Annotated in this window: 17 protein-coding genes; 10 read left to right on the top strand and 7 right to left on the bottom strand. The window is 61.6% G+C overall.

Features of this window, described 5'->3' with window-relative positions; all coding sequences use genetic code 11:
* Nucleotides 1-74 precede the first annotated feature (74 nt).
* Together VGN68_RS02190 and VGN68_RS02185 are read right to left on the bottom strand one after the other, a co-directional pair.
* Nucleotides 75-1526 (bottom strand): undecaprenyl-phosphate glucose phosphotransferase, encoded by a 1452-nt coding sequence (locus VGN68_RS02190; RefSeq protein ID WP_327473483.1) that lies wholly within the window; start codon nt 1524-1526, stop codon nt 75-77.
* Nucleotides 1511-3088, bottom strand: a complete 1578-nt coding sequence (locus VGN68_RS02185) for a tetratricopeptide repeat protein (RefSeq protein WP_327473482.1) — start codon at nt 3086-3088, stop codon at nt 1511-1513. The genes VGN68_RS02190 and VGN68_RS02185 overlap by 16 nt, the downstream gene beginning before the upstream one ends.
* Nucleotides 3089-3287: 199 nt before the next feature.
* Here VGN68_RS02185 and VGN68_RS02180 point away from each other — a divergent pair, with 199 nt between their 5' ends.
* From VGN68_RS02180 to VGN68_RS02135, 10 genes are all read left to right on the top strand, one after another.
* Complete coding sequence (locus tag VGN68_RS02180; RefSeq protein ID WP_327473481.1) at nt 3288-3929, top strand: polysaccharide biosynthesis/export family protein; 642 nt, start codon at nt 3288-3290, stop codon at nt 3927-3929.
* Between the two features lie 116 nt (nt 3930-4045).
* Nucleotides 4046-5155 (top strand): hypothetical protein, encoded by a 1110-nt coding sequence (locus tag VGN68_RS02175; protein ID WP_327473480.1) that lies wholly within the window; start codon nt 4046-4048, stop codon nt 5153-5155.
* Nucleotides 5152-6624, top strand: coding sequence for a lipopolysaccharide biosynthesis protein (locus tag VGN68_RS02170; protein WP_327473478.1), 1473 nt, complete (start codon nt 5152-5154; stop codon nt 6622-6624). The genes VGN68_RS02175 and VGN68_RS02170 overlap by 4 nt, the downstream gene beginning before the upstream one ends.
* A 9-nt stretch (nt 6625-6633) precedes the next feature.
* Nucleotides 6634-7419, top strand: coding sequence for a CpsD/CapB family tyrosine-protein kinase (locus VGN68_RS02165; RefSeq protein WP_327473476.1), 786 nt, complete (start codon nt 6634-6636; stop codon nt 7417-7419).
* A gap of 904 nt (nt 7420-8323) precedes the next feature.
* Nucleotides 8324-9010, top strand: a complete 687-nt coding sequence (locus tag VGN68_RS02160) for a PEPxxWA-CTERM sorting domain-containing protein (protein ID WP_327473474.1) — start codon at nt 8324-8326, stop codon at nt 9008-9010.
* Between the two features lie 96 nt (nt 9011-9106).
* Nucleotides 9107-10138, top strand: a complete 1032-nt coding sequence (locus VGN68_RS02155) for a cell wall hydrolase (protein ID WP_327473472.1) — start codon at nt 9107-9109, stop codon at nt 10136-10138.
* Nucleotides 10139-10251: 113 nt separating this feature from the next.
* Nucleotides 10252-11883, top strand: coding sequence for an alpha-D-glucose phosphate-specific phosphoglucomutase (locus VGN68_RS02150; RefSeq protein ID WP_327473470.1), 1632 nt, complete (start codon nt 10252-10254; stop codon nt 11881-11883).
* A 289-nt stretch (nt 11884-12172) separates the two neighbouring features.
* On the top strand, nt 12173-12790 hold the full coding sequence (locus VGN68_RS02145; RefSeq protein WP_327473468.1) for a helix-turn-helix domain-containing protein: 618 nt from the start codon (nt 12173-12175) through the stop codon (nt 12788-12790).
* Nucleotides 12791-13183: 393 nt separating this feature from the next.
* A complete protein-coding gene (locus VGN68_RS02140; protein WP_327473466.1) occupies nt 13184-13837 on the top strand; it encodes a choice-of-anchor C family PEP-CTERM protein in 654 nt (217 codons plus the stop codon).
* A gap of 459 nt (nt 13838-14296) precedes the next feature.
* Nucleotides 14297-14902, top strand: a complete 606-nt coding sequence (locus VGN68_RS02135) for a PEPxxWA-CTERM sorting domain-containing protein (RefSeq protein ID WP_327473464.1) — start codon at nt 14297-14299, stop codon at nt 14900-14902.
* Nucleotides 14903-15657: 755 nt separating this feature from the next.
* On the opposite strand, the gene VGN68_RS02130 is transcribed toward VGN68_RS02135, so the two are convergent.
* Genes VGN68_RS02130 through kdpF form a run of 5 tightly spaced genes read right to left on the bottom strand, consistent with a single transcriptional unit; the run spans nt 15658 to nt 20804 of the window.
* On the bottom strand, nt 15658-16350 hold the full coding sequence (locus tag VGN68_RS02130) for a response regulator transcription factor (RefSeq protein ID WP_327473462.1): 693 nt from the start codon (nt 16348-16350) through the stop codon (nt 15658-15660).
* A gap of 9 nt (nt 16351-16359) precedes the next feature.
* The gene (kdpC, locus tag VGN68_RS02125; RefSeq protein ID WP_327473459.1) at nt 16360-16947 is read right to left on the bottom strand and encodes a potassium-transporting ATPase subunit KdpC; all 588 of its coding nucleotides are present in this window, start codon (nt 16945-16947) and stop codon (nt 16360-16362) included.
* A 10-nt stretch (nt 16948-16957) separates the two neighbouring features.
* Complete coding sequence (gene kdpB, locus VGN68_RS02120; RefSeq protein WP_327473457.1) at nt 16958-18985, bottom strand: potassium-transporting ATPase subunit KdpB; 2028 nt, start codon at nt 18983-18985, stop codon at nt 16958-16960.
* Nucleotides 18986-18998: 13 nt separating this feature from the next.
* Nucleotides 18999-20702 carry a potassium-transporting ATPase subunit KdpA gene (gene kdpA, locus VGN68_RS02115; RefSeq protein ID WP_327473455.1) on the bottom strand — a complete coding sequence of 568 codons (1704 nt, stop codon included), beginning with the start codon at nt 20700-20702 and terminating at the stop codon, nt 18999-19001.
* 12 nt (nt 20703-20714) lie between these two features.
* The gene (kdpF, locus tag VGN68_RS02110; RefSeq protein WP_327473453.1) at nt 20715-20804 is read right to left on the bottom strand and encodes a K(+)-transporting ATPase subunit F; all 90 of its coding nucleotides are present in this window, start codon (nt 20802-20804) and stop codon (nt 20715-20717) included.
* Nucleotides 20805-20814 lie beyond the last annotated feature (10 nt).

Here is a 20814-nt window from a genome sequence, read left to right as displayed (position 1 = left end):
GATCGTCGCCGACCTCGCCATAGCTCAGAGCATCGAAGTCGATGCCGAGAAAACGGGGCCGTGTCCGCGCGATATCAGTAGGCATTTTTGTCCCAGATCAGCTTCAGCACCGTTTCGATCATGATCCGGATATCGAGCAATGGCGACCAGTTCTCGATATAATAGACGTCATATTCCACCCGCTTGCGGGCGCGCTCGGTCGTCGCGATCTCGCCGCGCAGGCCGCGCACCTGCGCCAGTCCGGTGATGCCGGGCTTGACGCGGTGCCGCGCCGTATAGCCCTTCACCGCATCGAAATAATATTTGTCGCCGACCCGCATCATCGTCGCGTGCGGTCGTGGCCCAACCAGCGACATGTCGCCTTTCAGGACGTTGAACAGCTGGGGCAGCTCGTCGATGCTCGTCCGGCGGATGAAACGCCCGACCCGGGTGACGCGCGGATCATTCTTCTGCGTGCGTTCGGCGCCGCTGCTGTCTTGCCGATCGACGTACATCGACCGGAATTTCAGCACCGAAATCTCGTTGTTGTTGAACCCGAAGCGCTTTTGCCGGAACAGGATCGGCCCCTTGCTCTCCAGCCGGATCGCGAGGCAGGTGAGCAGCAGGATCGGGGAGAGCAGGACAACCGCGACGGCAGCGAGCCCGCGGTCGAGAACTTCTTTTACGATCCCATCCACATCGCGAATGGGCTGTTGCCAGATCGCAAAGACCGGCAGGGAGCCAAGGAAATTGACGCGGTACCCGGTCTTGAGCTCCAGGGTCTCGCGGGGCAGGACGCAAAGGTCGATCGAAGCCGCGCTCAGCGTGTCGGCAATATATTCGAGGCGGTCCTGGCGGATCTGGGGCAAGGCCAGGATCACTTGGTCGAGCTGCCCCGTTCGCGCCAGTTGCAGCAAGGCGTCGAAACCGCCCAGATAGGAGAGTTCGCGTTCCTCGGGCTTTATTTGCCTGCGATCGTCGGCATAGCCGATGATTCTGAGATGGGGCAGGCGCTCGATTTCGAGCAATTTGGCCACTTTGTCGGCGCCTTTCGCGCTGTCGGCATAGATCGCCACGCGCTGGCCGACCACGCCCCTGTCCATCAGTTTTGAGATCAGTTTGCGGAACAGAATGCGGCTCAGGAAGAGGGCAATCATGCTGAAACCGATGAAATAGAGCGCAAAGCCGCGCGAGTAATCGCTCATCATCTCAAGCTGGAGGATGACTAAGGTGGTCAACCCCGAGGCAAGCAGGAAGTCGGCGAGCGAGCTGAAGCCGACATCCTCGCCTTGCCCCTTCACCACCGCATAGCCATCGCGCGAGACGCGGATGAGGAAATAATTGATGCACAGGATGATCGCCCCTGTCCGGTGCAGGCGCGCGTCGTAATAATAGCCGATCGTTAGGTCATAGGCGATCATCGCCAGCACATAGGCGCAGACGAAGCAGGCGATATCATTGACGATACCGAGCGACCGCAACACATTCGATGTGAAGCGGATGTGGCCGTTCGTTCGCCTGGGGGGTGGGCTCAGCTTCCCGTGCATATCCCCCCCGTGGTGGCGCAAATCTGTTCCGGAGTGATGCGCGCGAACAACCCCCGCCGATGCGGGGTGCCGGGTCTGTCATCGACCGCAAAGCTCGATTTCGCGCGGGCCAACCCGCTGCTTACCTTGGCGGCGCACAGGGCGTCACCAAATTCGGCACACATGCGCGAGAACACGGCCCATGCCGGGACCGAGGACGGTTTTGCCATTGCCAGATCCTGATAGAGCGAAACCACTCTCGCCGTATCCCCTTCCGCCAGCAGGAAATCTCGATATGCGTCGGCGAGCATCCGGCTCTGCGGCAGGGCGTCCATCCCGCGTTCGAATGTCTGGCGCGCCCGAATGCTGCTTCCTTTGGCTCGATAGGCGTCCGCTAACGCGACATAACCCAGATATTCTTCGGGCGAATCCGAAACGACGACATTGGCGTCTTCTATCGCGCGATCGGTTCGTCCGCTGGCAAGATGCCGGGCACTTCTGACCAACAGACCGTCCTCGTTTCGCGGATCGAGCTGCAGCAAGCGCGCCGCCAGTGCCTCGGCGCGCTTGGCATCGCCGCGCGCAAGCCATGTCCGTGCCATCAAGCCCTGCGCTTCGGCGACCCCGCTGCTATAGGGGCGCATCAGCAGACGCTGCGCGGTGTCATGCGCGCCAATGCCGAGATAGAAACGGGCGAGCGAAATCTGCGATGTGCGTGTCCCGCTTTCGCCAAGATGTTGCAGCTGCGCCGTTGAAAGGGGCCGCCGGTCATATTCCATCCACAGGTCGCCTAGCGAGCGCAGCAGGCTTGTGTCGTTCGGCTTGGCTTCGATCGCCTTTACCGCCTCGGCGCGCGCTGCGGCAACGTCGCCGCTCTTGTACAGCAGGTTGATGAAGTCGATCTGGTAGCTCGAATCATCGGTCATGCTCTTCAGGATAAGCGGAAAGAGGCGCCGCATTCCCTGGGCGTCACCTTTGACCCGATAGATTTCAAGCAGCGTCACATTGAGCGCATCGGTCTCGCCGATCACCGAAACCGCGCGGTCGATCTCTGCGTTGGCTTTCGCGATATCGCCTTGAAGGGCGTGAATACGCGCCGAGAGAATAACGCCCCCCTCGTCATTGCCGTTCGACGCGAGGATTTCGGTCGCCATGCGGCGCGCCTCGTCCAGCTGGCCATTATCGATCGCAATAAAGCCCTTCACCAGCATTGCGCGCGTTGAACCGGGCGCGAGCAGCAACATTCGGTCCGCGGCCTCCCCCGCTTCCCGAATGCGTCCGGTTTGCAAGCCGAGTTCTGCTATATTTTGGAGCACCTCGGCATTGTCCGCTTGGAGATCGAGCGCCATCGAATAGGCGTTGAAGGCACTGGCGGGACGCTGCGCGCGTAGCTCGATGCGTCCAAGAAGAACATAATAGCCCGCGACGTCGTCGCGCGCTGCAATCGCCCGGCGGATGCTTTCGCGTGCTTCGTTGAGGTTACCGGCGGCCAATCGGGCCTCCGCGACCGACGCATCATCGGCAGCCGTCTGCAAGGCGTCATCGCAGCCTGCCAGCGCAAGCAGCAGGGCGGCGCCAACCAAGACGCCCTTCAAGGGCCGGGAAGCGGAGAGGAGGTTCAAAGCGTCTGCCTGGTTAAATATCTTAATTGATATGATGTTTTCGCTTAGCCTTTAACATATAAATTGATAGAGAGACTTAGGTTAATCGGGTTGACTTTCCGTGTTGAGTCCGTCCAATCGCCTCATTTGCTGGGGGCAGCGTTTCCGTTAGAGGTGATAAGTGAAGATTGCGTCAGCATTGTTTTGTCTTGGCGCGGCGCTGTGCGCGGCCCCGGCAAGCGCTCACGGTTTCGTGTCGGCCGCGGCGCAGGCCGCTCCGGCTGCGGCGAGTGCGCCGCGCGCCGGAACCAATCTGCCCGTCTATCGCATCAATCCCGGCGACGAGCTTGAAATCAATGTCTGGCGCGAGGATCAGCTGCAGCGGACGGTCAGGGTCCTGCCGGACGGCACGATAAGCTTTCCCCTCGTCGGCTCCATTCAGGGCGCCGGCCGCACGACCAAGGAAATCGAGCAGTTCATTTCGGCCGGGTTGGCGGGCAAATATGTCGATGGCAATGTCCCCGATGTAACCGTCGCGGTGCGCAGTCCGGCCGGCCTGCAATTTTCGGTGATCGGCAAAGTGAAATCGGCGGGTACCTTTACCCCCGGCCGCTATGTGACATTGCTCGAGGCGCTGAGCCTCGCAGGCGGCGCCGACGAATTCGCCAGTCTCGATAGCATCGTCATCATTCGCAAGACCGATGGCGGCCTGGTCACGATCCCCGCGCGCCTCTCTGGCATCCTACGGAGCAAATCGATCAGCGCTGATGCGGTGCGGGCGATTCCGATGATCGAAAGCGGCGATACCGTCATCGTGCCATGAGGATCTTCATTGTGTCTGGCGAGGCGAGTCTTGGGGTCAAGATCCGCTGTCTTTTTGCAGCGAGCGCCGTGGCGTTGCTGTCTGCCTCTCCTGCTGGAGCACAGACGGGGAGCGATGTGTCCGTCACGGCATCGACGGCTTATGACAGCAACCCGTTTCTCGCCTTCGGTGACGACACCGAAGCCGCCTCCTTCCGGCTCGAACTGGCGCCCAGCATCTATCGGTCGGACGGCATCAGCAGCCTCAAAATATCGGGGCGGGTCGAGCATGTGGAATATATGCGCCGTTACGATTCGGCGCAGAACCTGTCGGCGAATGTGGCCGCCAGCCACCGCATCAACGAACGCCTGGATGCAACTGCCAACTTCTCGATTTCGAGCAGCGTATCGACCACAGACTTCGTCGGGCCGATCGGCACCGGCGACGAGCTGGGCCCAGACGATCTTCCCCTGCCGATCGACAATGACATCACGTTGCTCGGCGACCGGCAGCGCCGTAACCAGGCCGCAGCAGATGTGTCTTTGCGTTACACGCCCACCGAATTCGACGAAATTCGCTGGTCGAGCTCGGCACGCGCCAATCGCTACGGCGCGGCGCGACTGCAAGATTCCGATTATGCGTCGCAGCGCCTCGCTTATTCGCGCCGCATCAACGACGGTTTCACGATCGGCGGCGTTGTCGATGCCAGCGTCAGCAACTTCAAGGATACGCGCATTGGCGATGCCAAGACGCTGTCGCCCCAATTGTCGGTGAGTGCGATGCTGGGATCGCGGCTTCAGGCGTCGGGAAGTTTCGGGCTGTCGTTTACCCGGACGAACCTTGCCGTCGGTCGCGATACGTCGACGACTTTTGCCGGCAACGCAACGCTCTGCTACAAGGGATCGTTGAGCAATTTCTGCGTCAATGGCTCGCGCCAGGTGCTGCCCTCCGCTATCGGCGGCGTGCGAAAGCAGACGTCGGCGGGCGCCACCTATTCCTTGCGGTTGTCGGAGCGCGAAACCCTCCAGCTCGGCGGCAGCTACTCGGTGGCTTCGGCACCGCTGGCCGGAGTTGGTGGAGATTTCGAGAGCATCCGGGGTTATGCGCGTTACGAACGCCTGCTCAATGAGCGAACCCGCCTGTTTGCGAGTGCGGGTTATTCAGATACGTCGGACGATATCGGCGCACGGCGCTCGAACATTCAGGGGGCCGTGGGAATCACGTTCCAATTCGGAAATACGCGATGAGCAGCGATCGGTACGAACGGGACGAGGAAGAAGGCGGCAATCTGCTTGCACATCTTCCGACCATTATCCGCGAGCGTTACCGCTGGCTGCTCTTTCCGACGATCCTTTGTTTTATCGCGGGGGTTGTGGCGGCTTTCACCCTGCCTGCGGTATATCGCTCGACGGCCACGCTGCTCGTCGAATCGCCGCAGCTTCCCGAGGACGTAGTCGGGGAGCAAGAAGGCGACATTGTGGACCAGCGCATTGCCAAGATCCGACAGCAGGTTCTCAGTCGGCCCCGCTTGATCGAGCTGATCCAGAAACACCGCCTCTACACCGACGAACGGTCGAGCAAATCCTTGTCCGAGATCATCGAGAAGATGCGCAACTCGACAACGATCGAAACGGTGTCGGCCGAGTTGCAGCGGGCCTCGGCGGGGCGGTCCTCGACGATCGCTTTTGCCTTGAGCTTTGACTATAAGGACCCGGCCCCGGCCCAGGCCGTCGCACAGGACATGACCGAGCAGATCCTGCTCATCGATGCCACCAGAAGTTCCGAACAAGCCACCAACACGGTTCAGTTTTTGACCGATCAGGCGACCGCGCTGCAAAGCCAGATGGCGGAACTCGAATCGTCGATCGAAACGATCAAGGCGCAAAACGGCTTCGCGCTGTCGAATCCCGGCATGATGGTGATGGGCGGAACGAGCGGCAGCTATGACGCGCAGATTATTGCCTTGCAGCGCGATAATGCGCTTCTTGCGGCGCAGCGCGAAGCCCGTAAATCGGCGGCGGAGCGCGATCCGCTCGTGGCAGGTGCCGAAGCCGAACTCGCCGCCGCGCAGGCGCGTTACTCCGATGGCCATCCCGATATCGGCATCGCCAAGCGGCGGCTGGCCGAGGCGCGCCGCCTCGCTGACAGCAATCAGGCGAAGCGACCCGCCGACACCATCGATCAGCAGATCGCTTCGAATAACGCCCAGATTGCCGCCCTTCAGTCAGTGAAGGCGCAGGAAATCGGTCGCATGTCGGCCGCGCAAAGCGCCCAGGCGCGCGCCCCGCTCGTTCAGGAACAGATCGCCCAGCAGCAACAGAAGCTGGAGGGGCTGAACACACAATATGAGAGCGTCTCGACCCGGTTGCTGGCGGCGCAGGCGAGCGCCAAAGCCGAAAGCGAGCAAAAGGGCGAGCGGCTGTCGGTGATCGATCCGCCCGTCGTGCCTGAAGATCCAAGTTCGCCAAATCGGCCCTTGCTGATCGCGGGTGGGCTTGCTTTCGGGTTGGGGTTCGGGCTGTTCCTTATTCTTCTGGTCGAGCTCTATTATCGGCCGATCCGGGACATGCTCGACATTCGGTCGGTGACGGGCGAAATGCCGCTGGTATCCATTCCGACGATCGACCCCGCCGCATCGACGCCGAAGACACGGCTTCAGCGATTACTCGCTTTTCTGCCCGGTCGAGGTCGCCTATTGCAGCGCGCGAACAGCTAGAACGGATCGATGAACAGCTTGACCAATCTCCCCGACCCGCTGCGCGGGCATCCTGCCGTTCTGCCGCTACCGGGCATTGGCGAAGTTGCCGACGTTGAACAGCCAGAAATCGGTCCCAAGCTGGTTGGCTTTGAATCGAAGGACGCCCGTTCGCGCCCCTTCAATCTGCTGCGCGCCCAACTCATCAAGAAGCTGGCAGAAACCGGCGGCCGCTTGATCGGCATCACCTCGCCCGCTCCCAACGCTGGCAAGTCATTTGTCGCGTCCAATCTTGCCGCTTCGATGAGCCAGCTGTCGAACCGCCGGACGGTTTTGATCGATCTCGATCTTCGCCGCGCGACGATTGCGGATATCTTCGGCCTTGAGGGTCCTGAGGGCGTGACCGAATATCTGCTCGGTGACGAGCTGACGCTTGCCCAGATCGGGCGGCGCATCGGCACCAGCAACCTCGTGGTGTATCCGACCTTTCCGGCCCAGGTAAATTCCGCCGAACTCATGGTTGGCGACCGGCTTCTGGATCTGGTGGCGCGCGCGCGCGCGCTTGGGGACGATGCGATCGTGATTTTCGACCTGCCGCCCGTTTTTGCCAATGACGATGCGATGCTGGTGGCCGAGCAGCTCGACGGCATTTTGCTCGTCGTTGAGCAGGGCGTCACGACAAAGAAACAGCTGCAAAGCTCGATGCAGTTGCTGCATCCGACCCCGCTTCTGGGCACGATTTTCAACCGCTTTACGGGCGGCTCCGGCGATCCGTACGGCTATGGTGGCAAGTACGACGGCTATTACAGCGAATAGCAAGCACCGCACGTAGCGGACCCGCGCATTGGGGTGACATGCCTCATCGCAAATGGGTACTGCGCGCCGATTACCGGCCTCGCAAACCCTTCCGACATGATCGCGACTCCGACGTCATCGCGACTCGGTGGCCGCCTGCATCCCGTATGGTCGACACGCTTAACTGCATTCGCCGGTCCGCTTAAGACCGACGCCGAGCGCGCTTATCGCTCAGCCCCTGCGGAAGTTAAGAAAATTATCGATTAATTTGAGATGCTTAAACTTCATGGAATGGGTGAGGCCGCGGCTTACTTATGGGAAGAAGCCCGCTTAAGGTGGCTTTAACACGTCTTCAGCCATCAATGTCCCACATTGAAACAAGAATCTGAGCCAGCGACGAGGTTGTACCGTCCGCAGATTCAAAAGCTGACCTAACATACTGATATCAATCAATTAAATCTATCCGCGGCATCTGGGCCCGAAAAAACACCGGAACTGAATCCCGACGCAGATGTTAGCGCTTTAACAGCACGTTGACATTTCTTAACGAATCATCAATAGCTGCCACTCGCAAGTGGGCAACAGACCCACTGCGGGTTTCGCGCACATCGGGTCGTCTTTTGCATCGAGATTCCAGCTCAATGGGATTCCCGAGGCGAAGGGGTTCGTGTCGCGATGCCCTCCCGCTCGAATGGGACTGGGTCTGTCTGCGAGGTGACTCCACTCCACTGGACTGTCCAGCGGGGAGCGGAGCTACTGAATTAAGGGGAATAGGATGAATAAATCTCCGACAATTGCTGCTCGCGCAGCCTGATTTACTATTTCCCGGACAGCTTGGGCCAGAAAGCTCGTCAGTTCGCTCCGCCGCTCTAAAGGCCTTTGTGCCAGCTTTATTTAGTTTCAGTTTAAGATGGGGATGTTCAACATGAAAACTACACTCGCTCTTGCATTTTCGCTGGTGGCGCTCGCGCTTCCCGCTACTGCGGCAACCGCCGCGACTCCCGTTACCGTCAACACGGGCACCGGCACGCTCGGTGGATCTGACGCGAATTGGGTTGTCGGCGGGCCCGCGAGCGAATCGCTCGCTTATATTCCGTCGGTGATCAACAATGCGTGGTTCTCCGGCGGCTCGCCCGCTGGCCAGAACGGCAATGCCGACGGCGCCCGCTGGATCACGGCAGTTAACGGCAGCAACGGCAACGAAAGCGCGCCGGTTGGCATCGTGAATTATTCGACGACGTTCACGCTCAGCGAGATCGCCACGGTCGCGACACTGACGGGCAATTTCTGGTCGGATAACCGCGTATTGTCGATCATTCTGAATGGCGTCACGACCATTTATGCTAACAATACCGGTCTGGCTTCACAGTTCAATGGTTCCGGCGTGGCCCTCAATCAATTGGTCAATCTCAAGGCCGGTTCCAACACTCTGGAATTCAATGTTCAGAATGATTCCGGTGGTAGCGGCAACCCCGCTGGCCTGCGCTTTACCGGCGTCTTCTCGGCCGTTCCCGAGCCGGGCACCTGGATGCTCATGATGCTGGGCCTTGGCGCCGTCGGGTTCTCGATGCGTCGTCGTCAAAAGACCCAGGTCCGCTTTCAGTTCGCCTGAACCCGACTGCGGCCTACTTCGTAACTAGCAGAAGGGTCGGCCTATATGGTCGGCCCTTTTGTATTTCTTGGGTGCCATCCGGTAATGCACGGCGTCATGTCTCGACTCAGCAAATCATGGGGTGCGTTTGCCTTGCTGGCAGTCTGCGGCCTTGCCATGCTTGCCGCGGTCGCGGCCATCTACACATCGACTTCGCCGTCTATGACTATTTGGAACGCACCGAGCACTTCGCGCGAGTTTGCAAAGCGTTTGCCGGTCGAGCCGGAAGCCTTCAAGTTTCGCGAGGGCATCGCGCCCTTGCAAGCCGCTGAAATCAATGCCGCGGTTCCCGAATCTGACGAGCCGATCCTGCCGGCCAAACCCTTTGCTATCTTGTCCCCCGCGACCGCTGGCGCCGCCCAGCTCTCTGCGGTCGATTGCCTGACGGCAGCGATTTATTATGAGGCGGCGTCCGAGTCCGCGACAGGTCAGCGGGCGGTGGCGCAGGTGATCCTCAACCGTATGCGCCACCCCGCCTATCCCAACTCGGTCTGCGGTGTCGTTTTCCAGGGATCGCAACGGACCACCGGCTGCCAGTTCACCTTCACCTGCGACGGATCGCTGCGCCGTCGACCCTCGGCGAGCGGCTGGTTGCGTGCCCGATCGGTCGCGACCGCCGCCCTGTCGGGTTATGTCGAACCGTCGGTGGGCTATGCGACCCATTACCACACGACCTATGTCGTACCCTATTGGAGCAGCAGCCTCACCAAGCTGCGGACGGTCGGTTCGCACATTTTCTATCGCTGGAGCGGCAATAACGGCACCCCGCGCGCATTCGTCAATCGCTATGCCAATGCGGAGATCATTCCCGCCGCCGCTGCGGCCAATCTTTCCGGCTATCTGCTGGGTTCGTCAGCCCTTCCGGAAACCCTGGATCTGGCGGGCATCCCGCTTGCTAGCGACCCGCTCGTTTCCGCGGCTCCCCCGCCGTCGTCCGGGCTGAAGGCGCCCTTACGCGGTGAGCTCAGCTCGGCGCCAAGCGGCGTGATCGCGCCGAGCGGCGGCGGCATCGCCATCCCCAGCCACAAGCTCAAAGGTGACGTCGCAGCACCCCGGCTGGTTGATGATCGTCCTCGCTTGATCGACTGAGCAGGACGTAACGGCGATGACATGGTGTGTGGTGCCGGCCTGGGTTCCGGCTAGTCTGCCGCTCAGCGCAAGAATCGTCGCTCGACACAATTTCTGTCACCGGGAGCTAACAAGTGCCGACGATCCATCACCCCACGAGGCCCTTTGCCGATCAGAAGCCGGGTACCTCCGGTTTGCGCCAGAAGGTGCGGGTGTTCGAACAGCCCGGATATGCCGAAAATTTCCTGCAATCGATCTTCGACGTGGTCGCACGTCCGGACGGCGCCACATTGGTGATCGGCGGCGACGGCCGCTACCATAACCGGACGGTCATTCAACAGGCGATCCGTATCGCAGCGGCCAACGGCTATGCCCGCGCCATCATTGGCCGCGGCGGCATCCTCTCAACGCCGGCGGTCAGTCACCTGATCCGCAAATATGGGGCAAGCGGCGGCCTCATTCTGTCCGCCAGTCACAATCCGGCGGGCCGCGACGGCGATTTCGGGATTAAATATAATATCGCGAACGGCGGCCCGGCGCCTGAAGCGATCACCGATATGGTCTATGCCCGGACGTTGACGATCGATCGCTGGTTGGCCGAGGATTCGTCCGACATCGGCCTCGATCGGGTGGGCCAACATCGTGTCGGCTCGATGGACGTCGAGATCATCGATCCGGTGCAAGATTATGCCGACCTCATGGAAGAGCTGTTCGACTTTACCGCGATTCGCGGTGCGGTGGCTGGGGGCTTGACCATGGCGTTCGATGCCATGCATGCGGTGACCGGACCCTATGCGGTCGAGCTGCTCGAAAAGCGCTTGGGCTTTGCTCCGGGAACGGTGCGTAATGCCGTGCCGCTCGAAGATTTTGGCGGCGGCCACCCGGACCCGAACCTGGTGCACGCGCACGATCTGTATGCGCTGATGATGAGCGACGCGGCGCCCGACTTTGGCGCGGCGTCGGATGGCGATGGCGATCGCAATCTGATCATCGGGCGCGGCCGTTACATCACCCCTTCGGATTCGCTCGCCATGCTCGCGGCCAACGCTCATCTTGCGCCCGGCTACGCGCGCGGACTTCGGGGCATCGCTCGTTCGATGCCGACGAGCGCCGCGGCGGATCGGGTCGCCGCCGACCTTGGCATTCCCTGCTTCGAGACGCCCACGGGCTGGAAATATTTCGGCAATCTGCTCGACGCCGAGATGGCGACAATCTGTGGCGAGGAAAGCGCTGGCACCGGATCCGACCATATCCGCGAAAAGGACGGACTTTGGGCAGTGCTGCTGTGGCTGAACATCCTGGCGGTTTGGAAGACATCGGTCGATGCGCTGGCGCGCGCGCATTGGGCGCGCTTCGGGCGCCACTATTATGAACGCCACGATTATGAAAATTTGCCAGTCGCGGATGCCGAAAATCTGATGAACGCGCTAAAGGCAGGACTTTCCAGCCTGTCCGGCACCACCTTTGGCAACCTTGCGGTGACCCTGGCGGACAGCTTCACCTACAATGATCCCGTCGATGGCTCTTCGAGCACCAACCAGGGCGTGCGTATCTTCTTTGCCGACGGATCACGGGCAGTTTTTCGGCTTTCGGGAACCGGGACCGAGGGGGCAACGCTGCGCATATACCTCGAACGTTATGAACCCCCCGACGGCGTTATCGACGCCACGGCGCCCGAAATGCTTGCAGGTCTTGCATCGGTCGTTGAACTGATCGCCGGGGTTCACAGACATACCGGTCGGGCCGGACCCGACATTGTGGCCTGAAGAACGGCCGATTTGCCACTGACGCTCGGCGCGTGAGAGAGGCAGACCCCGAATTTCGGGCCGTCGCCATTGGCACCCGACAACGCCCAATATCGCCGCGGTCGGACTGTCGCCGCAGGCACCCGCTGCATTTGCGGACCAACATTTTGGCCGAAACATCCTGGTTTCCATTCGGGCGCTAAGACGGCTTTAACACCGTGTGGCCGATAACAGGACCATGGCTATTTCTGCATATTTTGAATCAGGCGCAAAGTCTTCAGCGGCAACCCGGGCAAGGCGCCGCAAACTGATGCTCGAGGTCCGCGGCGCTCATGCCTCGGGCGCCGATGTCCCCGTGACGATCCATAACATCTCGGAAACAGGATTGCTGATCGAATGCGAAGCGGCGCTCTCGATCCGCGACCGCATCGACATCGATCTTCCGCATGCGGGCGTGGTTCCGGCAACGCTGGTTTGGGTGAGCGGTCGGATGTTCGGTTGCCAGTTCGACGCGCCGATCTCGCCGGCGGCGCTGAGCGCGGCGCAGTTGAGAAGTGCTATTGCTATCGAAGAGGCATCGCCGCCGTCATCCGTCCCCGAACAAGACTCCGTTTCGGTCGGGCCGCATAGTTCCAGCTTTGCCGCGAATTTGAAGCGCCTGCGTATGGCGAAAGGCCTGAGTCAGGCCAATATGGCCGAACGTCTCGGCGTCAGCGGCCCGTCGATTTCGGGCTGGGAAAAGGGTCGTGCCCGTCCGAAGGAGGACCGTTTGGCCGACCTTGCCCATTTGCTCGGCGTCCCGGTGTCCCAGCTGCTCGTCGATCCCCAGCCCGACATGATCCACGATCTGATCGATGCGAGTCGGGAGCAGATCGCGCGCGCCACGGGCGTGGCTCCCGAGAAGGTTCGAATCATCGTCGAGTTTTGAGCGAGCGGGGATTGCTGAGGACGACGGCGAGGATCGACGAGAGCCGGCAGGAGGTGCGCGGAGCCTTCATTGTGTCAGCGCAGCCGACTTTGGCGCCAACGCCCACCAAGGTGCCCGAAGATATAGAGATTGCGCGTCGGCGGATCTGCTAGCGATCGATAGTTCTGGAAGCGCGGAATGGCCCGCGATAGCCCGATTTTTGATTTTCGAGCGCATAAATCGTTTCATAATGAGACAGATGACGCAATTGCTGGATCATTTGCTTGCCTACAGGACACTTAACAACTGGTTAAAAATTCCATTTTGTGCGATGCACCAGAACGAATCGTTGACTTGAAATTGATCGTACGGGTCGAGCAAGGCGACAGGTCCATTTTGAAGGGGTAAAGAAATATGCGCAGCATTTTCGCCGCAGTCGCCGCAGTCGCGTTGGTTCCGGCCAGCGCCAGCGCCGGGACGTTTGTCAACGGCAGCTTCGACGACGGCACCCTGACAAATTCCAGTTTCACGACCGTTGCCGGTGGCAATTCGACTGCGATCAACGGCTGGGTCGTGACGGGCAACAGCGTCGACTATATCGGTAGCTATTGGACGGCGCAGCAAGGTTCGCGTAGCATTGATCTGAATGGCAATGGCCCCGGCGGCATTCAGCAGACGTTCGATACAGTTGTCGGCCAGCTTTATAATGTGAGCTTCTGGCTGGCTGGCAACACCGCCGGACAGCCGACTGTCAAGTTGGTAGAGGTCGGCGCCACGGGGGCTGAAAGCTCGATTTTCACTTTCGACACCACCGGGCTTAGCTTGCCTAATAACATGGGGTGGAAGAACTATAACTACCAATTTACCGCTGGGCCTGGCGGATCGACCACCCTGTTTTTTGCATCGTCCAATCCGGGATCGTTTGGCGCTGCGCTGGACAATGTTTCGGTGTCAGCTGTGCCGGAACCCGCGACATGGGCCATGATGATGCTTGGCATTGGCTTGATTGGCGGTGCAATGCGCCGCCGGTCTGCCGCTCAGTCCGCAACTCGCCTGATTAAGGCCTGACCTAAATCCCGCGCGACCCTGCCGTCGGCAAAGTACGACGGCAGGTTCATTGGTAATGGCTCGGGTTGGGTCGATCCGCCCTGTCTATTTTCTTTGTAAGAATCTTGGGCCGTACCAACCTTCGCGTTCGGGCGTTCATGTCGGTTCGCCATGGTCGGGGCCTGCACATTCGAGCTGGGAATCTGAACGACCGCCAAAGTCAGGGTGCTGAAGGCCTGGCAGTTCGGGCGGGAAAAGCTGATCGCCCTGTTGGCGGAACGACATCGCGCCGTTGTCCAAGCGTGGCGAAACGGACGCGCTTCTGATCAGGCCGACGCAGGTAATGAGTGGAATTGTCCTATTGCCGCTCGGCGCAACCCGGGACTTTTGTTTTTGATACGCGCCTTGCAGCGAATGTAGGCGGCAATTGCAGAATCGTTCCAAAACGAAACAACTTCTAAAGTCTGGCAGCAGCAAGGCATGGACTCTCGCGGAGAAATCTTACAGATGTTAAGAAATCTTAACGGGGGTGTTATGAAAAGACTTTGGATTGCTTGTTCGTTCGCAGCATTGCTTTCGGCTTCGCCGGCTCAAGCAGCGACTTTGATCGGGGACACCGTGACCTGTGCGCAGGTCGGTGCGGGATCGACCTATTCCTGCTTCACCAACTCGGCCGTTGTCGGCGGGGGCCAAGAGTTTGTCGTCGGTGCGGCGCCCAATCCTGCCATCGGGCTTAATTTTAATGGCGGCGGGCTCAGGATTTCCAACATCTCGGGGGGCGCGCTCGTTCTGACGCAGACCATCGTCTCGCTTGCCGATCTGTCGAAGGCGTTCACAAGTGCGAACCTGCTCAATTCGTCGATCCTCGGTTTCAATAGCTCGGATATCTCGATTCAGAACGGCGTGTTGCGGCTCGATTTCGCCGGCACCATCTGGGCAAGAAATTCGACGGCAAACATCGCCCTCGATACCGCGTCGGCCGTACCCGAGCCCGGAACCTGGGCGATGATGCTGTTGGGTCTCGGCGCTATGGGCGCTGCGATGCGGTCGCGTCGGCGGCAGAAGGTCAGCGTGCGCTACGCCTGATTGGCCTGCGTCATTTCCGGCAAAATTGGGGGGCTCGGGTTTCAATACCCGGGCCCTTGCTGCGTTTCATCGCAACCGGGTTCCGGTTTTGCTTTGACAAGCGCGGTGGACGGTCCAGAAAGGGCCCAACCCTTGGATTGCTAAGGGTCGGGCCAAGTTCCTGGTACGCGCCGTTGCCGGCGTGACCAAATCATGACCCTGCCGTGCGGGTCGCAGCGCGGCGAGGTCGTGGTTCCCCTAGACAAAAGTCGTGAAAGACCGATGAACTGGCTGCTAAAGTGGCGCTGATCGCTTCGCGCGGCCAATCTTCCAGTGGCGTTGGAACGCCGATGCAGAATTGCGTGGGGGCATGGTCATCTTCTTGAAAGACAAGCATTGTCGGCACGATCCTGGCCATCGGCGACGGGCAGGCGGTTGGTTTGCGAGCTGTAAATCCTGTCCCAAAATGACGGGGGCTATCCATCAGGTTGATTGACGATCGTCCCGATCCGGATATGATTTTTTGGCTTCGGCGACTCCAACGACCCGGAAAATTGCCGAGGGGCTGCATCACGATATGCCGGAAAGGCCGTGTCTGGCTGGCGCGGCCTTTTTGCTGCCCGCACGCCGTCCGGCATATGTTCGCGTCAAATGGACCGCGGGCAATGCTGGATAGAGTGCGCCAAGGGGCAGGTCACAAGCTGCCTGATCAGGATCACGGATCGCTGGCGCCGCGACCTTCGTTCAGCCACCCTGCGCGCCGGTGCGCGACCTTGTCAGGCGCGAAGGCGGTAGCCGACGGCCAGTTCATTTATGATCAGTTTGGGCTGGGCGGGGTCTGCCTCCAGCTTCTGGCGCAAACCACGCACGGCGATCCGCAGATATTCCACCCGCTCAACATGCGCTGGTCCCCACACCGATTTCAACAGCTGGGCGTGGGTCAGCACCCGATCCGGGCGACGAGCCAGTTCGGCGAGCACAGCATATTCCTTGGGCGTCAGGTGCACATCCTGCGCGTCTTTCAGGACGCGCCGATGGTCGAGGTCGATCCGCACGGCGCCGACCTCGACGACGCTCGCCGGCTCACCGGTGGCCGCTGTCCGCGCATGGCGAAGCGCGGTGCGAATTCGGGCGAGCAGTTCGTCGGTGTCAAAGGGTTTGGCGACATAGTCATCGGCGCCCAGGTCCAAGGCGGTGACCTTTTCGATACTGTCGTCGCGCGCCGACACGACGATGATGGTGGCGGCCGAACGACGGCGGATCGGTTCGATCAGCTCGAGACCGTCGCGATCCGGCAAGCCTAGGTCGAGCAGCACCACATCGGGCCGCTCGATATCCAGCAAGGCGATGGCTTGGCGCGCATCTGCGGCTTCGACGACGGTGTGACCGGCCCGCTGCATCGTCGCGCGCAATAACCGGCGGATGTGGGCGTCATCCTCTACAATCAGAATTTTTGCGGTTTGCGGCATGCCGACATTCTATGTTTGCGGGGCCGACGCGTCGAGAGCGCGATTGAGCAAAAGCACATTGACCCGCGGTTCGCCGAGGAAACCCAGCGTCGGTTGCTCCACCGCTGCAGCTACGAGCGAGCGGACCTTTGCGGCGGGGAGGCGTCGGGCGGCGGCGACGCGCGCGACTTGCGAAAAGGCCGCCTCGGGACTGATGTGGGGATCCAGCCCCGAGGCAGAGGTCGTCACCAGGTCAGGCGGGACGGGAGAGCCCGGTGTCGTTTCGGAACGCGCCGCGACGTCGGCCTTGACGCGGTCGGTCAGTGCCTGCGCTGCAGGACCGAGGTTGGAGCCTGCCGAGGCGGCGGCATCATAGCCGTCGGCACCGGCGGCGGAGGGGCGGCCATGGAAATAGGTTGGGCCGGTGAATTTCTGGCCGATCAGCTCCGACCCGACGACGGTGCCGCCGTCGCGGATCAGGCTGCCGTTTGCTTGGCGCGGGAACAGCGTCTGGCCGATCCCGGTCAGCGCGAGCGGATAAGCGATGCCGAGCAGCGCGGCGAAGAGCAGGGTCAGCACCAGCGCGGGGCGGACAGCGGATTTGAGGTCGTTGAACATCGATTGGTCCTTAAGCGAGGTGGAGGCCCGACACGGCGAGGTCGATCAGCTTGATGCCGACGAAGGGCGCGACGAGGCCGCCGAGGCCGAACACCGACAGATTGCGCCCGAGCAGCTGGCCCGCGGGCAGTGGCCGATAGCGCACGCCCTTCAAGGCAAGCGGGACGAGGCAGGGGATGATCAGCGCGTTGAAGATGATCGCCGACAGCACCGCGCTTTCGGGCGTCGCCAGCCCCATCACGTTGAGCACGCCAAGCTGCGGATAGAGCACGACAAAGATCGCCGGAATGATCGCGAAATACTTCGCGACATCGTTGGCGACCGAAAAGGTCGTCAGCGCGCCGCGCGTCATCAGCAATTGTTTGCCCAGCCCGACGATCTCGATCAGCTTGGTCGGATCGCTGTCGAGATCGACCATATTGCCCGCCTCGCGCGCTGCCTGCGTCCCGGTGTTCATCGCAACGCCGACGTCGGCCTGGGCGAGGGCGGGGGCGTCGTTGGTACCGTCGCCGCACATGGCGACGAGGCGACCTTCGGCCTGTTCGCGGCGGATCAGCGCCAGCTTGTCCTCGGGCGTGGCCTGCGCGAGGAAATCGTCGACCCCGGCCTCGGCGGCGATCGCGGCGGCGGTCAGCGGATTGTCGCCGGTGATCATCACGGTGCGAATGCCCATCTTGCGCAGCTCGCCAAACCGCTCGCGCACCCCTGCCTTGACGACGTCTTTCAGGTGGATGGCACCAAGCAATTGCCCGTCTTTCACCACCGCAAGCGGCGTACCGCCCGAACGCGCGATGTCTTCGGTGATCTTGCGCAGTTCGACGACTGCGGCATTCTCACCCTGCGGATGCGCTTTGAGCACCGAATCGACCGCGCCCTTCTGGATCGTGACGCCGGCGACAACGACCCCGGACAGGCGGGTCTGCGCGGTGAACGGGATAACCTCCGACCCCGCTGGCAGCGTCTCGACCCGGATCGCATAGCGTTCGCGCGCCAGCGCGACTACCGAGCGGCCTTCGGGTGTTTCGTCGGCCAGGCTCGACAGCAAGGCCGCCTCGGCGAGCTGGTCGATCTCGACCCCGGCGAGGGCGCGAAACTCGGTCGCCTGACGGTCGCCGATGGTGATCGTGCCGGTCTTGTCGAGCAGCAGCACATCGACGTCGCCCGCCGCTTCGACCGCGCGCCCCGATTTGGCGAGCACGTTGAAACGCACCAGCCGGTCCATGCCGGCGATGCCGATCGCCGACAACAAGGCCGCGATGGTGGTGGGGATCAGGGTGATGAGCAGCGCGGCGAGCAGCACCACCGGCACCGAACCGCCCGCATAGGATGCAAAGCCCGGGATCGTCGCCACCGCGATCAGGAAGATGATGGTGAGACCCACGAGCAGGATGGTCAGCGCGATTTCGTTCGGGGTCTTGCGGCGTTCGGCGCCTTCGACCAGCGCGATCATGCGCTCGAGGAAGCCCTGGCCGGGTTCGGCGGTAACCTGCACCTTGATCCGATCCGAAATCACCCGCGTGCCGGCAGTGACCGCGCTGCGGTCGCCGCCCGCCTCGCGGATCACCGGCGCGCTTTCGCCGGTGATCGCGGCTTCGTTGACCGATGCGACGCCCTCGATCACCTCGCCGTCGGCGGGGATCAGGTCGCCGGTTTCGACAAGCACGATCTGGCCCTTCTCCAGCTGGCTGGCGGCGACGATCTCATAGGTGTCACCGACCCCGAGCATCAGCTTGGCTTTGAGCTCGGCCTTTGTCGCGCGCAGCGACGCCGCCTGCGCCCGGCCGCGGCCCTCGGCGAGCGCCTCGGCAAAGGTGCCGAAGAGGACGGTGAGCCACAGCCAGATCACCAACTGGATTTCGAAGCCGAGCGGCAATCCGGGTTCGCCAATGACGAGCAGCACGGTCAGCAGCATCGCGACGACCGCGGTGACGAACATGACCGGATTGCGCATCAGCTGGCGCGGGTCGAGCTTGCGCACCGCATCACGCATCGCGGGAACGACCAGCGCGGCGCTGAACATCGAAGTGGGAGCGTTCATGGCTGTATGTTCCTCAGAAAAGCTGGCCGCTGGTCACCGCGAGGTGATCGGCGATGGGACCAAGCGCGAGGCTGGGCAGGAAGGTGAGGCCGCCCAGGATCAGGATGACCCCGACAAGCAGCCCGACCCACAGCCCGCCGGTGGTAGGAAAGGAGCCGCTGGTGGCGGGGACATGCCGTTTGGCGGCGAGGCTGCCGGCAATGGCGAGCGCCGGGATGATCACGAAGAAACGGCCGAGCCACATCGCGACGCCGAGCATCCCGTTGTAGAAGGGCGTGCCCGCGGTCAGTCCGGCGAAGGCCGACCCATTGTTTCCGGCGCCCGACGTGAAGGCATAGAGGATTTCCGAAAAGCCGTGCGGTCCCTTGTTGAGCGGACCGGCGAGGCCCGCGGGCAGCACGCTGGCGATCGCGGTAAAGCCCAGGATGACGAGCGGCAGGATCGCGATGGCGAGCACCGCGAGCTTGACCTCGCGCGCTTCGATCTTCTTGCCGACATATTCGGGGGTGCGCCCGACCATCAGCCCGGCGACGAACACCGCAAGAATGGCGAACAGCAGGAAGCCATAGATGCCCGCGCCGACGCCGCCGACAACGATTTCGCCCAATTGCATGTTGAACAGCGGGATCATCCCGCCCAGCGCGGTGAAGCTGTCGTGCATCGCATTGACCGCGCCGCATGACGCGGCGGTGGTGACGACCGCGAACAGAGCCGACGCGGCGATGCCGAAGCGCACCTCCTTGCCCTCCATATTGCCGCCCGCGACGCCCAGTTGATGCAGCGCGGGATTGCCCGCTGCTTCCTGCCAATAGGTCACGGTAACCCCGGTGATGAACAGCACGCCCATGGCGGCAAGGATCGCCCAGCCTTGGCGCGTGTCGCCGACCGCGTTGCCGAAACACCAGGTCAGGCCGACGCCGATGGAAAAGATCGACAGCATCTGGACCAGATTGGTCAGCGCGGTCGGGTTTTCGAACGGATGCGCGCTGTTGGCGTTAAAGAAGCCGCCACCATTGGTGCCGAGCATCTTGATCGCTTCCTGGCTTGCGACAGGGCCGAGCGCGATCGTCTGCTTGACGCCTTCGAGCGTTGTGGCGTCGATCGAACCCGCCAGTGTCTGCGGCACTCCGCTCGCGATCAGGAAGATCGCATAGACGATGCAGATCGGCAGCAGGAGATAGAGGGTGACGCGCGTCATGTCGGCCCAGAAATTGCCGATCGTCTTCATCTCGCGCCGCGCAAATCCGCGAAACAGCGCGAAGGCGATCGCAATGCCGGTCGCCGCCGAGAGGAAATTCTGGATGGTGAGGACGAGCATCTGCGACAGGTTCGACAGCGTCGTCTCGCCCGCATACCATTGCCAGTTGGTGTTGGTGGTAAAGCTGATCGCGGTGTTGAACGCGCCGTCGGCGCCGACCGCCCCAAAATCTTGCGGATTGCCGGGCAGCACGCCTTGGAGCCGCAGGATCGCATAAGTGAACAGCAGCAGCACGACGTTGAAGAGCAGCATGTGCAGCGCGTAGCGCCGCCACCCCTGCTCCTGATCGGGGTCGATCCCCGCGACGCGATAGAAAAGGCGCTCGACGGGACCGAAGACGCGGTGCAGCGGCGTGGCGCGACCTTCATAGAGGGCGAACAGCCACAATCCCATCGGCTTGGCGAGCGCGATGGTGACGGCAATGAATAACAGGATCAGGCTCCAGCCGGCGACGGTCATGTCAGGTTCCGATCAGAAACGCTCGGGCCGCAGCAAGGCGACGAGCAGATAGACGAGCAGGGCGGCGGCGGTGCCACCGGCCAGGATCAACGACAGGCTCATCGCCTATGCT

The organism is Sphingopyxis sp. (assembly GCF_035998965.1).
GTDB lineage: Bacteria > Pseudomonadota > Alphaproteobacteria > Sphingomonadales > Sphingomonadaceae > Sphingopyxis.
This window is presented reverse-complemented; position numbering and strand designations above follow the sequence as displayed.